Genomic DNA, 13,954 nt, shown 5'->3' on the forward strand with positions numbered 1-13,954 from the left:
TGGTGGTTAACTCTATTCAAACCAAAACTACAATTGCTGCTGCGGCGACTCAACATCAGCATAAACGCTTGTCGTACCGTCTTTGTTGATTTGCATAATTTGATACGGCATAAATTGGTTTTGATACTCCATACCAGGGCTACCGACTGGCATACCGGGTACGGCAAGACCGATAGCATCGCTAGGCGGATTTTTTAAGAATTGGGCCATGTGCTTGGCGGGGACATGGCCTTCAAAGACATAACCATCGGTGGTGACTGCGGTATGGCAAGACTGCATTTGCGGCGGTACGCCATAACGCTCTTTGAATAAAGACAAGTCTGCAACATCGTTTGCCGTTGCGTTTAGACCATTATCTTCTGCATAACCTACCCATTCTTTACAACAGCCACAATTGGCATCTTTATAAACAGTGGCAGAAACGTTTTTAAGAAGCTCTGATTGGTTTATCAAAGGAGCCGTCACCGCTGTAAGCTCAGCTTGTGGTTCTACTACCTGAGCCGTTTGTGTAGCAACCGTTGGCTCAGGTTGTACAGGCTTTGAATCAGAAGCGCTCGTATTTGATTGGCTACAAGCCGCTAATAATAGTGAAGATGTCACCATCACTAAAAGAACACGACCAGATAACCGGTTGTGTTCACTAGGAAATATATTGGTATAGCGTCTCATAAAGCCACTCCTAAGCGTTTGTTTACATATTTGATATTCTAAATACTTTACCCTGCATCTAAAGTAGCATAGGCCTATTATAAAATGTTAAGCGCAGCACTATTCGGTACTGCATTCTTGACATCAAAAACTATGTGTTAAAACCCATGTACTAAAACCACGATACTAAAAACCATAATATTGAAAATAATTAATGCTGCATTCCAGATTCATCGCCCGACATATCCATATTGCCATCAAATGACATATCCAACATATCGTCGTCTAACCTAGTCGTTAGCATGGTGTACTGACTTTCATTCAATTCAGGTAATGATCTAATAAAAGCAACCATTGCCCACATCCTATCGTCATCATGAGAAGCTCCCCATGCTGGCATTCCAGATGCCATGATGCCATGTTTAATCGCCCAAAAACTTTGTTGTGCACCCGCTTCCGTCTGATAACGTTCAACAACATCAGTCTTGGTAAAGTTAGGCGGTTTAGGATATAGACTCTCGCTGAAATCAGTCTTTTCTACCCCAGGAGACAAATGACAGCCTGCACACATATCTTTGTAATCCGCGCCACCAGTGCTAATCATGTCCACCTGTTCTAAATCTGGAACGATGATATCTTTACTCGCGTTTTCTATAGAACGATTACGAGCTGTCTCCAAGAAATTGTAGACCATAGGACTATGCTCTTGATCGGCCCCAACATTTGAGACGCCACTGATAACGACAATGAAAATACCAGCAATTGCGACAACAACAGTAAAAAGTGCCCCCAATAAAAATTTCATATACTTATCCTAAAAATCCATTTTTGTTAATACATCACTATCATTTAACAAAACTGCTTATTTAATAAAACTGCCTAATAGTGATGTATATTTAACAGGACTAGATTTGAAATTCTTAAGACTTACTGTCACTGCTCACACAGTGTTTTTGGTACATTTGTTTCATTTTGCCCATATTAGCCATCATTGCTTTCATAGCAGGGTCATTCATATCCATTTTGCTATGATCCATTTTGCCCATCATTTGCACATGCTTTTCCATCTTTTCACAGTTCATTTGATCCTTTTCAGCATGCATTTTTGGATCATGTGCCATAGCAGACGTTGAAACGACTAGAGCAACAGCAGTAACGATGATTGATTTAGGCATTGATTTGAATAGTGACATAATTAATTCCTTGTTTGATTTGATTAACAGCTTATAAAGCGTAGGTTTGGGTTGAATGCAGCTTTAATGTATTGAAACTTAAAGAATATATTGTCACTTAAAGTTGTCAAAGACTAAGGCTATTAAATCAGTTTAAATGATAACTTACTCATTCTGACTGACAGATGACACTAAGATGACAATTCTGTCATCTTCGCATCTATAGATTTTAATGCTGAACGTAATCCTTTAGTATTGCCTTAGCATTACTGTCGCGATCCTTACCGTACTGGTCTACAAAATACTTTTCAGCTTGCAGATGTTGATCTTGATGCTGAACCTGACAGGCTACTCTGGCATCGACATAGCTTTTCATTTGAGCATCAGATATTTGCGCATCATTGTGATCAGCGTTTTTTGCAAACTTAGTAACCGCATCGCAGTTGTTGATAATTGAAGCACTTAGGTTGGTAGTATGAGCATTTGCTGCTGACATGCCAATAAGCATCGACAATGATAATAAAGCTGCACTTTTTAGACCATAATTTTTCATATAATACTCTCAAAAATAAATAATTGGGCATTCAAGTAGAATGTTTGTTAGTGAAGCTATTTATAGAAGTTAACTTTATCTTCTAAAGGCCATCTCTAGCAGACAAAGCTTTCTATTTAGCGTTGATTAAGGATACTAAATTGACACTGACAGCTTAATGACGAATACATGACATGTTTGTTAGAAATAAATCAATCTTGTCATACTCTCCAATAAGACCAAATGCTAAAACTCACGGCGGCACCTATGTTTTTTGCCCGCGCAGTTATATCAAGCATCTTCTGTCAAGCTACGAATTATTAAAGTGTGGTAAGAAACGCTATTAATATAAGAAGTGCTATTAATATAAGAAATATCATTAAAAAGGATAGGCTATGAAAGTATTACTGGTAGAAGATGAGATAAAGCTTGGAGAGTATATAAAAAAGGGGCTAACCGAGGCTGGCTTCATCGTTGACCACCATACGACTGGTCTAGACGGCTATCATGCCTTGATGACAGATGAGTTCAGCGTGGTGTTAATGGATGTGATGCTACCTGATGTCAGTGGCTTTGAGTTGATACGCAATTACCGCGCTGCTGGGAAGCATACGCCCGTCTTATTTTTGACTGCAAAAGATGATTTGAGTGATAAAATCAAAGGTATTGAAATCGGCGGAGATGATTATCTAACCAAGCCTTTCGCCTTTGCAGAATTAATAGTCAGGATAAAAAGTCTGTTGCGCCGTGCCAATCAATCTGATTATAAAAGTACTATTATGGAGTTAGCAGATCTAAAAATGGACATTGCCAAGCGCACCGTATATAGAGGCGACAGCGCCATTAAGCTGACTGCAAAAGAGTTCTCCCTATTGCAGTTTTTGTTAGAACGCCAAGGTGAGGTATTGCCGCGCTCCGTCATCGCATCGCAAGTATGGGATATGAATTTTGATAGTGATACCAATGTCATTGACGTCGCTATAAGACGTCTGCGACTAAAAATCGATGACGAGTTTGCTATAAAGCTGATTCATACCGTGCGCGGGATGGGTTATCGATTGGATGCCTTAAATACTTCGGATACGAATACTGATAGCGCTACAATCAATGACAATGCAATGAATAGCGTTGCCATCAATAGCACTGAAGCCAAATAAAATGAAATATAACTTCGAAAATCGACGCTTACCCCTGCTATGGCGGACAATTTTTTTACTGACGATATTCGTTGTTATCTCTCAAATCGTTATTTACATTTGGGTTCAGCGCTCTGTAAATGGTCACTTTGAGCAAATGGATTCAGAGATTATTACTCACGCCGCCTTTAATCTACGCAAGCGAGTAACCCATCTCGACGAAGAAACGGCTTCTCCAACTTTACCCTCTTCAATATCTTCATCAACTTCGCTGAACTCGCCCACTTTACCAGCACAAGCGCCAGCACCAATTGGAGCTGACCACCTGCATTCCTCTTGGCTAGACTACGATCTAAAGACGCTCGTAGCCGATAAAAACGGACGCTTATTGTCTAGCACTCCTAGTAGTTTTGCCGATGAATTGCCCACAGATTTTAACCTGTCATCTCTATGGCAAGACCATCACGAACAGCAGTTTGTCATAGAGATAAATAATAGAAGTTACCGAGCAGTTATCATTCAAGACAATCAAATGCTCGCGCTTATCGCCCTGCCTATTGATGTCCATCATCAGTATTTATTACAGTTTAACCGCCAGCTCAGTATGATATTGATAGCGATTACCCTGCTATTGGTGTCAGTCGCAGCATTAAGTGTCTACTGGGGTTTTGCGCCTTTATCTACTATCGTACAAAAGATGAAGGGCATCAACCCTGAAAAGCTGGATGAACGAGTCATCGTTAGTGATATGCCGCGCGAGCTACGACCGCTTGCTGAGTCTTACAACTTAATGATGAGTAAGCTTGAGGGTAACTTTGAATCACTATCGCGCTTCTCGGATAACATCGCGCATGAGCTGCGTACCCCGTTGGCAACTCTTGGCACTCAGACTCAGGTCATGCTTAGCAAGACTAGGAATACGAATGAATATATCGAGCAATTGCATCATCAGCATGACACGCTTGAGCAATTATCTGCGCTGATTAATAACATGCTCCTGCTAGCTAAAACTCAAAAAGGGCTTTATGACTCCCAACTCAACGTTGTCGATACCGAGTCACTAATCACAAAGCTTATCTCCTACTATGAAATGATAGCGGAAGATCGTGAGATAACTTTTGAAAAAACGGGCAGCTTTGGCACAGTGCTAGGCGATGAAGGCTTATTGCAAAGATTGTTTGCCAATCTAATGTCAAATGCCATCTATTATGCGGCTAGTGATAGCGTAATTACTATTGCAGCATCTGCGATTGCCACTACTTCTATCGCCCCTCATCACGTGGTAAATAGCGCAAAATCTAATGTAAAAAACGGTGTGGAAAGCAGTGTAAAAAACAATGTGAAAAACAATGACATCCAAAATCTAGGGCAAACAATAAAACAAACCTCTAAACCATCACCTTTAAAAATAACCATCACCAATCGCTTGGACGAACCCTTGACTCAAACTGAGGCGAACAAATTATTTGAGCGCTTCCATCGTCATCATAGAACGACAACTATGCATGCAGGATCAGGTCTGGGATTATCCATTGTGCAAGCTATCGTCAACGCCCATAACGGCAAAGTCAGCATTACTATCAAAGATGATTATTACTTCCAAGTTGAGGTAATTTTGTAGCACTCAAAGTTAGAGGTTCCAAGTTTATTCTCTTAAGTAATCAAAGGTTTTACACCAGCCCTCACAGCGTTCTGCATCACGCTTGTCATATATGCTCATAGCAGATTCGAGATTCAAATTGAATTCATCCTCCTTATCTTCTGCAAGTGCTGTCAGTCGCATCGAATACCAAGCAGTCACACCGCCTGGAGGATTGGTATCGAATCTTGGAAACTCTGGATCGCCCCCATCAATACTTAGCCAATCATGTGCAAGATGTGGATTAAGCGCCATAGCACGTCCTATACTTACCATGTCTACAGCACCGCTTTCGACAGCATCAATTGCTTGCTGACGTGACTTAAAGCCACCAGTCGCCATGATTGGAATCGCAGTTATTTTTTTCGCACGGCTTGCAAAATCAAGGAAATAAGGCCCAGTACCTGAATTACTGTCTGAGCTTGCAACTGCCCCTGGAAAATAAGTTCCGCCACTGATATCGATTAGATCAATAGACGTCTGATCAAGCAATCGAACCATCTCCATAGCGTCGTCTTCCGTCAATCCACCTTCCAACTTATCGGTTGAATTGATTTTAATACCAATCGGAAACGCGTCTCCAACAGCTTGCCGAACCGTATCTATAATCTCTTGAACAATGCGAAATCTCGACTTGATTGATCCGCCATATTCATCCGTACGTCGATTGAATAACGGAGATAAAAACTGACTCAAAAGGAAGCCATGTCCAGCATGAATCTGCACACCACCAAATCCTGCATCCTTGGCAATTAACGCAGCCTTTGCGTAGATACTTGGTAACTCCTTAATATCTTCGACTGACATGCTCTCACACTTCAATCCTTCAAGGTCTAACGCAGATGGACCCTTAGGCCGACTGACAGGCAAATAGGATAACGCTCCAGCATGTCCGAGTTGCGGCCAAATATGCGCTCCATCGTTAGATCCTCGACGTGCCAAAGATTGCAATGCGTTTTGATCAGTAGTTGGTCCTAATACTAGATTGCCAGGTTTTTCAGGATGTCGAGGATCGCCCTGTACTTCGCCAATCAGAGACAAGGCTGCACCGCCTTCCGCCCAGCGCTCATAGAGCCGTGACTGTGCTGTAGTGGCGTTGCCTTTTCCATCACCAAGTGAGTCTGACATTGCGGCCTTTGCTAATCGGTTCTTGAGCGTCATACCACACGGCAGTTCAAGTGAAGCGGCTAATACATTGGCTGAACTTGAAAGTTCATGCTTAGTCTGTAATTGTTTCATCGACTTTCTCCATCGTTATATCGAAATATTTAGATATTAAGTGTCTGTTAAATACTGTGGTTCTGTTAAATGCATTGTCTTTAGTTTTATCAGTACGAAATAGAATAGATACGTTAATAGCCACATGTTACTGGTATAAATTTTCCTTGCTTGCTGTTAACACAGAGGCTGCGAAAAATTCATCCCAGTAGCGCTGTATCGGTTTTAAAGTGATTTACCTATATGCTAATTACTTATGTTAATGATTAAGGCTTTAACAACTCTTTCTCAACCTCATCAATGAACGCTTGGATATTGACCTCATTGCGTCGATAAAAGGTCCATTGTCCATGACGCTCAGCAATGACCAAACCAGCCTGCTTTAAAAGACTCATATAGGTTGAGATTGTCGATTGTGACAACCCTGCTTTTTCTTGAATGTACGCAACACAAACACCGTCCAAATCAGCATGCTCTGGTAGCGAAGGCGGAAAGTTCGACCTATCTTTCAACCATTCAAGAATTTTGCGCCGCATAGGGTTGTTAAGGGCGGAGATTACATTTTCAATATTCATAAATCATAATATCCCGATATATAGATAAGAGTCAACGGATAATTAAAACTAATTTCAATAACTCGGTAGCATCGGCAACCAAAATACCAAGGCCAACAGCGTGGCTAATAATACTGGCGGTGTGATGAGCAGCCCGATTTTCATATACTGCCCCCAGCTGATTTTATAGTCCTTCTCCGCCAATACATGTAGCCATAATAATGTCGCAAGGCTACCGATGGGCGTAAACTTCGGTCCCAAATCATTGCCAATCACATTAGCATAAATCATCAGCTCGCGAGTCGCTGCGGGTATTTGCGCGCTATCAATAGCCAGTGCACCTACTAAGGTAGATGGCATATTATTCATGATAGAAGCCACGATCGCTGAAAGAAATCCAGTCCCTACTGTAGCGATGACATTGCCCTGCTGCCCTAACCAGTTAAGTATTTGGGCACCATAAGCCGTTAACCCTGCATTACCCAACCCATAAACCACCAAGTACATACCGATTGAAAACAACACGATTTGCCAAGGCGCTTTACGTACAACATCAGATACAGAAATAACAGCACCCCGACCACCCTGCCACCAGCGCCCTGCAATAGCCATCAGCACCAGCGCAGCAGCGCCAGTGACGAAGGAGATAGGAATACCTAGTGATTCAGTCGCAAAATAAACAACAAGTAGTAATGCTAATAGCGGAAAAGCTGCCCTAAAAACCAACGGATCTTCAATAGCGGATGCGGGTGCACTAAGACTGGCAATAGAATAGTGTTTTGGAATTTGGCGCGCATAGACCACCCATAGCACTGCTAATGTCGCGATGACAGAAACGATATTGACCGGCACCATGACTGCCGCATAACGTCCAAAGCCAATATCAAAATAATTGGCGCTAACGATATTGACCAGATTAGAAGTCACTAGTGGCAAACTTGCAGTATCAGCAATAAAGCCCGTCGCTATGATAAAAGCCAATGCCGATGGCGGTGAAAACTTAAGCCGTAGCAAGATAGCGATGACAATCGGTGTCAGGAGTAATGCAGCGCCATCATTGGCAAAAAACGCGGAGATAAACGCGCCCAATATCACAATCATGGGAAATAATAACCGCCCTTGCCCATTGCCAAGCCTGGCTACATGTAGTGCCGCCCAACCAAAGAATCCCGCTTTATCTAATATAATTGAGATGATGATAAGCGCCACAAAAGTAAAGGTTGCATCCCAAACAATGTCCCAGACGATACCAACATCAGATAAATGCACCACACCAAAAGCTAAGGCGACCAATGCACCGCCCATCGCGCTCCAACCAATGCCCAATCCTTTAGGCTGCCATATCACCAAAACTAAAGTCACGATAAAGATAATTAATGCGAGCATGGAGCAACCTTATTTGAACTGACTTTTTTAACCGGCTTGTTTTAACCGAATTGGTTTAGCCGATTTGGTTTAGCCGACTTAATATATAGAAGATTAGATCGATTTTTGATTGACACGTTGCGATACTGCTTCAGCGTTTTCGACCCGTTCTGAATAGCGATCAGTCAGATAGGCTGAGCGTCCACGAGTGAGCCAAGTAAACTTCACCAGCTCCTCACAGACATCAACGAGGCGCAGATACAAGGGTGACTTGTCCATGCGGCTATCGTCATTAAATTCTGAAAAAGCTTTCGGGATAGACGATTGATTTGGGATCGTAATCATGCGCATCCAACGCCCAAGAATACGCAGCTGATTGACGGTATTAAAGCTTTGGCTGCCACCGCTCACTTGCATCACCGCTAAAGTTTTGCCTTGAGTTGGTCGTACGCCGCCCAGTGATAACGGAATCCAATCGATTTGTGCTTTCATAATACTGGTAATGCTGCCGTGACGCTCTGGACTCACCCACAGCATGCCTTCTGACCACTGCGCCAGCTCGCGCAGCTCTTGTACCTTTGGATGATCGCTATCAGCATCATCAGGCAGCGGCAACCCCGATGGATTAAAAATCCGTACCTCACAGCCATACCAAAGCAATAGTCGGCTTGCCTCTTCAGCCGCCAGTCTAGAAAATGAGCGCTCACGTAACGACCCGTATAGCACTAGTATCTTAGGCGGATGACGTGGGTCATTTGGCGCAATCAATGACTCAATATCAATCGGTTGTAATTTACTGGCATCAATATTAGGCAAGTCATCTAGATTGGCTAAGTCATCTACATCAGGTTGACATGTATTAACCTTGACCATGATATAGAACCTCTCCATCTTCTTTAGTAAAGCTGCTCACTGGATTTTCTAACAATTCAAACACTCGCTCTGAAGGTCGGCATAGCGCTGCGCCTTTATCTGTGACCACGATAGGACGGTTGATTAAAATAGGATGGGCAATCATTGCATCGATAATTTGATCATCAGATAACTCAGGATTGTCTAAGCTCAACTCATCATTGATGGCTTCTTTACTGCGTAGCAACTCTCTTGGCGAGATATTCATTTTTGCCAATAGCTCTACTAAGTAATCACGGCTTGGCGGGTTTTTCAGATATTCCACCACTTCTGGCTGCTCACCTGATGCCTTCATGATGGCTAAAGTATTACGAGAAGTACCGCAGTTAGGATTATGAAAAATTAATGGTTTCATAGCAATCTCACCTATTTTTTGGGTATGGTTATTAAGAATCTATTTGTTCAGAAGACGTTTATTAAAAATTTATTTATTGAGAGATAATTATTGAATCAGTTATTGGCTTAGTGGTTGTTTTAAGGACTGTCTTGATTATTAGGTTTAGCAGTCTCACATCCGCTCAAACTGTCTATAAGCGACACGCACAATTCTGGATGGCCTGCACAGCAATCTTGCAATAAAAACTGAACAACAGCCTCCATGTGGCTGAGTGACGCACGATAGATTATCTGCCGGCTTTGGCGTTTTGAGACCACCCACCCTGCTCGTGCCAACACCGATAAATGCGCCGACATAGTGTTATGCGGCACAGACAGTTGACGGGCTATTTCGCCCGCAGGTAAACCCTCAGGCTCTTGGCTGACAAGCAACCTAAAGGCTTTAAGGCGAGTATCTTGAGAGAGCGCAGCGAAGCTTGCGATAGCATTCATTATTTCCATATGTCCAATAATACAGACATATTGAAATAATTCAACAAATAATAAATCAAAAGTGCTGATAAGTGATGACTTAAAGCTTTTGACAATCTAACTTTTGACAAAATAGCTTTTAACAGTGCACAACACACAGTAAAAAGCCCGCTAAAAATAATTTAGCGGGTTTCTAATGTCAATAAACAAGTCAGGCTATCAACTAAACTGGGTTACACTGCCCAACAAGAGCAACCAAAGGCACCAAAGAAATCTTTAAAATTAGATACTGGCGCTTTCGAAGTCCAAGCTTTAGCATGGTTATGACCGTGCAGCGTACAAGCGCTGGCACAACCACAAGACATCGCTGCTTGATTCATCAATGGCTCTAGGAAATTTTTACCCGCACCTTCAGGTTCGCCCCATGCACCATAGCCACCATATTGATTGACTGGTGACCAGTCCGGAATCGCAGGCGGTAGCGGCGTATCATGATCAGAGAACTCGCCATCAGCATAAACGACTTTTCCGCCAACCACCGTCATATTCGAAGTCAAATATGGAATTTAATTTTCTGCCACGCTAAAAAAGTCTTTACTTGGCACAATAAAGTCAGCCAAATGTCCCACTTCAATGCGACCACGTTCGCCTACTTGATTAGAGAACCAAGCGACTTTTTCGGTCCACATACGCAGTGCCGTTTCGCGATCAACCAAATTGTCTTGATCATACAGTTTCATACCGCCAACAGTTTTGCCAGTGATAAGCCATGCTAAAGACACCCATGGATTATAAGAAGCGACACGCGTTGCATCGGTACCGGCAGATACGTTGACACCACTATCGAGCATTTGCTTAACTGGCGGCGTGTTGGCAGCAGCAGCCGTACCATAACGCTCAGCAAAGTACTCACCTTGATAGGCCATACGATGCTGTACCGCAATACCACCGCCAAGCTCCGCGATACGATCAACATTGCGTTGTGAGATAGTTTCCGCGTGATCAAAGAACCAGTTGAGACCGTCGATAGGCATGTCTCTATTGACTTTACTAAAATCTATTAGAGATTTAAACTCAATTTTGAAATTATAATATTAGTCAGTCTAAGCATTAATATATTTACAAATATTTATATTTATAAGGGAAAAATTAGCTTATTACAGTTTTAGTAAAATTAATAGCCTCTGTACTGTGTCCCAAAAAAGTATTTATACTAACAAACCTACCTAACATTCATAAAAGCATTAAACATAAAAAAACCCTAAGTAAATAAATACTTAGGGTAAAACTGATTAACGCAATCTTAGTTTTTAGATAGGGTGTGTACAAGAGGCTCAAACTTTAGAACCTAAGTTTTAAAAGTGTTAAAGGCTATAAAATCTACACCCCGCCCGCGCCTTTGCTTGACGCCTCGCTATTTTCTACCAGTATAGCGGCCGCTGTTTTTTTGAGTATTGCCCACTGTTCATCATCGACATGGATACCTTCCTTCCATGAGCGCTGATGCGTTGCAAATAGCTCATCCGTCGATATTTTATGATCGAAATGCTCGATTTCTTGCTCAATATCGAAGTTAGCAGTAGCCAGCTCAATGATCATATCGTTGGTATTGTAATTGTCTTGTGGTTCATTAAAAAAGTATAAATCAGGATAGACAAAGCCTTGGTTTAAGGTTAACAAGGTATGCTTGGGCACTGTGCCATTATCCCACTTTGCCAAACAAGCAATGCCATTATCAGCAAGCTTGACCAACTCACTATAAGCCAACCAGCGATTATGACAGTTCATTAAGTAAATCTGAAAATGATCCAAATCGCCCATCTTTTCTAGTGCATAGTCCATTATGGCAGGCAAGTGACAAATCAAACTACTGCCATGTAGATCAAAGCGAATCGCGCCAGTCTCTTGATGGATGATATCAATGGGCATATCTTGCTCAGTTAAGATATATGGGCTGGCATTATTAAAGTGACATACACCGTCCAAACCAGCCATTTCTAACTCAGCCACCATAGAGGCGATCACATCAGCTTCGCCTACTTCACGGTGCATACCAGTAAAGGCTTTATACACCATTGCTACGATTTCATTATGCGATACAATCATGTCTTAAACCTCCTTAGTAATGGCTGAGTCTTGTATGGACAGTTTTTGGGTAGGCGAGTTTTCTGTAGACAAACTCTTTGTAGACAAGTCAGGCAATAAAGGAAACAGCCATTCATCACTATGTACTTCTGCAAATAAAGGCGCACCTTGGAATAAAGTAATTCGCACCCAGCGATCAGATCTAGGATCGAACTTAGTTGCGCCAAACATCGATAGCTTACAGCGTAGCAGATGCATCGGCGGTGCATTCTTATGTAAGACATTCATCTGGATATCGCCCATTTTTTTATGGCCCATGTTCCATACGCGGCGAGCGATAGAGCGGTACTTAGGTTTGCTTAACATAAACTCAGATATGAGCTGCTGTGGATCGGCTTGCTGTAATGCTAAATACAGATTTTTTGCTTGCCGTGCGATGTCTAATGACAGCTCTCGATCATCACCGGGCTCTTGTCCGCGTACGCCCATGCGTGGCTCTTCTTTATCCACCGATCGATACCAAAACCAATAGCTATTTTCAGGCTCATTAAAATCAATAGTAATCGCCCATTGATAACGTGATTCTAATACGTTAAGCAAATCTTGAATCACTTTGCCTTTAGGTAGTATTAAGTTTTCATCGGCGTTGACCTTTTCTTGAAACGAATCCACACGTTCAGGATATAGCTCCATCAAGCAAGAGATGATAACTTCTTGGCTCTCAAAACTTAAATAATCATGAGCTTGTAGAAACTTTGCCCATGTCTTGTAGTCTTTAATCGTTGTCATCAAATTACTTTGTAATGACGTCAACTCTGTAACGACGGTCGTGTTTAACGCAGCTTGCTGCTCATTGATGGTAACGATTTCGGTAAAGTGCTGAATGGCACGCTTAAGTAAGCTTTCAAAGTACTCAGTCTTTTCAGCTTCAATATCGCAGACCAAAGTCGCTTGCACGGCTTCTTCACGAGTGGTGAGCCACTGATCAACGACGCAAGGATGGTTAATCAAATATGGCGCCATACCCAGACCCGTGGCATTACCGATACCGAGATAACGCTTAATCTCTGGATGGAGCGCGACCGCTTTGCTACCGCCTTTTTTCTTGGCTAAAAAATCGACCCAATCAAGGCTAAATTCGCGCAATAGATAAACTGCACACATCTGCGCACGAAATGACTGATTAAAGTCTTCGCTATGATCTAAGGGCTTAAAATCATAGATGCCAAATTTGCCATTGCCATAGACTGCCGTGGTACGCAAGATATAGCCAACTTGCGCAAGTACCTCAAGGTCTGGCTGCTTGCCATCAGCTAAGAATCTAACGATATGATCAAAGACCCGCACGCTCTTGTTCGCTCGTGCCAGCACCATCACCATATTGGAGTTACGACCTGCTTCTTGCAGCGGCACATTAGCTTTGAGATTATCAAGTAGCTCTTGACCTATTTCACCAAAGACCAGACCGAAGGTGACGTCCCATTTTTGAGCGATAACTCGATCATTACGCTCATCATCGGCCAGCTCATTACAGAATACCACCAGATGATAAGTATGCTCAGGGGTTTGCAGACGGTAGATCGCTTGTCCATAACCATTGTCATCCAAATCCCAAAGATGCGTGCTTAGCGTCCATTTTTCTCTATCAATTTTACGCAATAATGTGCGCACAAAGCTGATACGCGTCTGGTGCATGGCGCCCAGCCGTTCAGCATTCATAACCACATCGGGGCTGCGTAAAGACAGTGTCGCTACGTCAATGCTCTCATTGCTTGCGTGAACCAAATTCATAATGCCACTACCTTACATAATGTGTCAGACCAATTAACTGGCTAACTGTTTTAACGAACAATTTCAACCAAACTACTAAAAAATCCCTATCATAA

Annotated in this window: 16 protein-coding genes; 2 read left to right on the forward strand and 14 right to left on the reverse strand. The window is 42.4% G+C overall.

Translation table 11 applies throughout. The features are described from left to right. Window positions 1-27: 27 nt before the first annotated feature. The 4 genes from ACTQ9S_RS05665 to ACTQ9S_RS05680 form a co-directional block, all read right to left on the reverse strand. Window positions 28-669 (reverse strand): DUF411 domain-containing protein, encoded by a 642-nt coding sequence (locus tag ACTQ9S_RS05665; RefSeq protein WP_440454279.1) that lies wholly within the window; start codon window positions 667-669, stop codon window positions 28-30. A gap of 190 nt (window positions 670-859) precedes the next feature. Beyond that, complete coding sequence (locus tag ACTQ9S_RS05670; RefSeq protein WP_068326510.1) at window positions 860-1,453, reverse strand: c-type cytochrome; 594 nt, start codon at window positions 1,451-1,453, stop codon at window positions 860-862. Between the two features lie 115 nt (window positions 1,454-1,568). Then, a complete protein-coding gene (locus ACTQ9S_RS05675; protein WP_068326508.1) occupies window positions 1,569-1,841 on the reverse strand; it encodes a hypothetical protein in 273 nt (90 codons plus the stop codon). A 208-nt stretch (window positions 1,842-2,049) separates the two neighbouring features. After that, the gene (locus ACTQ9S_RS05680) at window positions 2,050-2,373 is read right to left on the reverse strand and encodes a hypothetical protein (protein WP_440454281.1); all 324 of its coding nucleotides are present in this window, start codon (window positions 2,371-2,373) and stop codon (window positions 2,050-2,052) included. Between the two features lie 374 nt (window positions 2,374-2,747). Here ACTQ9S_RS05680 and ACTQ9S_RS05685 point away from each other — a divergent pair, with 374 nt between their 5' ends. Together ACTQ9S_RS05685 and ACTQ9S_RS05690 are read left to right on the forward strand one after the other, a co-directional pair. Next, a complete protein-coding gene (locus ACTQ9S_RS05685; protein WP_440454282.1) occupies window positions 2,748-3,509 on the forward strand; it encodes a heavy metal response regulator transcription factor in 762 nt (253 codons plus the stop codon). A gap of 1 nt (window position 3,510) precedes the next feature. Further along, a complete protein-coding gene (locus ACTQ9S_RS05690) occupies window positions 3,511-5,109 on the forward strand; it encodes an ATP-binding protein (protein ID WP_440454283.1) in 1,599 nt (532 codons plus the stop codon). Window positions 5,110-5,133: 24 nt separating this feature from the next. Here ACTQ9S_RS05690 and ACTQ9S_RS05695 read toward each other — a convergent pair whose 3' ends face one another. The 10 genes from ACTQ9S_RS05695 to ACTQ9S_RS05740 form a co-directional block, all read right to left on the reverse strand. Next, window positions 5,134-6,366, reverse strand: coding sequence for an NADH:flavin oxidoreductase/NADH oxidase family protein (locus ACTQ9S_RS05695; RefSeq protein WP_440454284.1), 1,233 nt, complete (start codon window positions 6,364-6,366; stop codon window positions 5,134-5,136). Window positions 6,367-6,611: 245 nt separating this feature from the next. Next, the gene (locus ACTQ9S_RS05700) at window positions 6,612-6,920 is read right to left on the reverse strand and encodes an ArsR/SmtB family transcription factor (protein WP_068034893.1); all 309 of its coding nucleotides are present in this window, start codon (window positions 6,918-6,920) and stop codon (window positions 6,612-6,614) included. A gap of 54 nt (window positions 6,921-6,974) precedes the next feature. Further along, window positions 6,975-8,285 carry an arsenic transporter gene (locus ACTQ9S_RS05705; protein ID WP_440454286.1) on the reverse strand — a complete coding sequence of 437 codons (1,311 nt, stop codon included), beginning with the start codon at window positions 8,283-8,285 and terminating at the stop codon, window positions 6,975-6,977. Between the two features lie 93 nt (window positions 8,286-8,378). Then, a complete protein-coding gene (arsH, locus tag ACTQ9S_RS05710; RefSeq protein WP_440454288.1) occupies window positions 8,379-9,137 on the reverse strand; it encodes an arsenical resistance protein ArsH in 759 nt (252 codons plus the stop codon). Further along, window positions 9,124-9,531, reverse strand: a complete 408-nt coding sequence (arsC, locus tag ACTQ9S_RS05715; protein ID WP_440454290.1) for an arsenate reductase (glutaredoxin) — start codon at window positions 9,529-9,531, stop codon at window positions 9,124-9,126. The genes arsH and arsC overlap by 14 nt, the downstream gene beginning before the upstream one ends. 119 nt (window positions 9,532-9,650) lie before the next feature. Beyond that, window positions 9,651-10,004: an ArsR/SmtB family transcription factor gene (locus ACTQ9S_RS05720; protein ID WP_440454292.1), complete on the reverse strand. Its 354-nt coding sequence runs from the start codon at window positions 10,002-10,004 to the stop codon at window positions 9,651-9,653. Between the two features lie 212 nt (window positions 10,005-10,216). Further along, window positions 10,217-10,528 carry a hypothetical protein gene (locus tag ACTQ9S_RS05725; protein WP_440454294.1) on the reverse strand — a complete coding sequence of 104 codons (312 nt, stop codon included), beginning with the start codon at window positions 10,526-10,528 and terminating at the stop codon, window positions 10,217-10,219. Between the two features lie 21 nt (window positions 10,529-10,549). Further along, entirely contained in the window at window positions 10,550-11,062 is a 513-nt protein-coding gene (locus tag ACTQ9S_RS05730) for an amidohydrolase family protein (protein WP_440454392.1), read from the reverse strand. A 301-nt stretch (window positions 11,063-11,363) separates the two neighbouring features. Next, window positions 11,364-12,089, reverse strand: coding sequence for a DUF3726 domain-containing protein (locus tag ACTQ9S_RS05735; RefSeq protein WP_440454296.1), 726 nt, complete (start codon window positions 12,087-12,089; stop codon window positions 11,364-11,366). Window positions 12,090-12,092: 3 nt separating this feature from the next. After that, window positions 12,093-13,859 (reverse strand): hypothetical protein, encoded by a 1,767-nt coding sequence (locus ACTQ9S_RS05740; RefSeq protein WP_440454298.1) that lies wholly within the window; start codon window positions 13,857-13,859, stop codon window positions 12,093-12,095. Window positions 13,860-13,954 lie beyond the last annotated feature (95 nt).

The sequence above is a fragment of the Psychrobacter sp. ASPA161_9 genome, from assembly GCF_051970275.1.
Taxonomy (GTDB): Bacteria; Pseudomonadota; Gammaproteobacteria; order Pseudomonadales; family Moraxellaceae; genus Psychrobacter.

What these genes read in the sequence shown, in the direction of transcription:
- ACTQ9S_RS05700 (WP_068034893.1), bottom strand. Translation starts at nt 6,920, where the DNA reads ATGAATATTGAAAATGTAATCTCCGCCCTTAACAACCCTATGCGGCGC.
- ACTQ9S_RS05665 (WP_440454279.1), bottom strand. Translation starts at nt 669, where the DNA reads ATGAGACGCTATACCAATATATTTCCTAGTGAACACAACCGGTTATCT.
- ACTQ9S_RS05725 (WP_440454294.1), bottom strand. Translation starts at nt 10,528, where the DNA reads ATGACGGTGGTTGGCGGAAAAGTCGTTTATGCTGATGGCGAGTTCTCT.
- ACTQ9S_RS05690 (WP_440454283.1), top strand. Translation starts at nt 3,511, where the DNA reads ATGAAATATAACTTCGAAAATCGACGCTTACCCCTGCTATGGCGGACA.
- arsH (WP_440454288.1), bottom strand. Translation starts at nt 9,137, where the DNA reads ATGGTCAAGGTTAATACATGTCAACCTGATGTAGATGACTTAGCCAAT.
- ACTQ9S_RS05735 (WP_440454296.1), bottom strand. Translation starts at nt 12,089, where the DNA reads ATGATTGTATCGCATAATGAAATCGTAGCAATGGTGTATAAAGCCTTT.
- ACTQ9S_RS05685 (WP_440454282.1), top strand. Translation starts at nt 2,748, where the DNA reads ATGAAAGTATTACTGGTAGAAGATGAGATAAAGCTTGGAGAGTATATA.
- ACTQ9S_RS05705 (WP_440454286.1), bottom strand. Translation starts at nt 8,285, where the DNA reads ATGCTCGCATTAATTATCTTTATCGTGACTTTAGTTTTGGTGATATGG.
- ACTQ9S_RS05740 (WP_440454298.1), bottom strand. Translation starts at nt 13,859, where the DNA reads ATGAATTTGGTTCACGCAAGCAATGAGAGCATTGACGTAGCGACACTG.
- ACTQ9S_RS05675 (WP_068326508.1), bottom strand. Translation starts at nt 1,841, where the DNA reads ATGTCACTATTCAAATCAATGCCTAAATCAATCATCGTTACTGCTGTT.
- ACTQ9S_RS05680 (WP_440454281.1), bottom strand. Translation starts at nt 2,373, where the DNA reads ATGAAAAATTATGGTCTAAAAAGTGCAGCTTTATTATCATTGTCGATG.
- arsC (WP_440454290.1), bottom strand. Translation starts at nt 9,531, where the DNA reads ATGAAACCATTAATTTTTCATAATCCTAACTGCGGTACTTCTCGTAAT.
- ACTQ9S_RS05670 (WP_068326510.1), bottom strand. Translation starts at nt 1,453, where the DNA reads ATGAAATTTTTATTGGGGGCACTTTTTACTGTTGTTGTCGCAATTGCT.
- ACTQ9S_RS05720 (WP_440454292.1), bottom strand. Translation starts at nt 10,004, where the DNA reads ATGAATGCTATCGCAAGCTTCGCTGCGCTCTCTCAAGATACTCGCCTT.
- ACTQ9S_RS05695 (WP_440454284.1), bottom strand. Translation starts at nt 6,366, where the DNA reads ATGAAACAATTACAGACTAAGCATGAACTTTCAAGTTCAGCCAATGTA.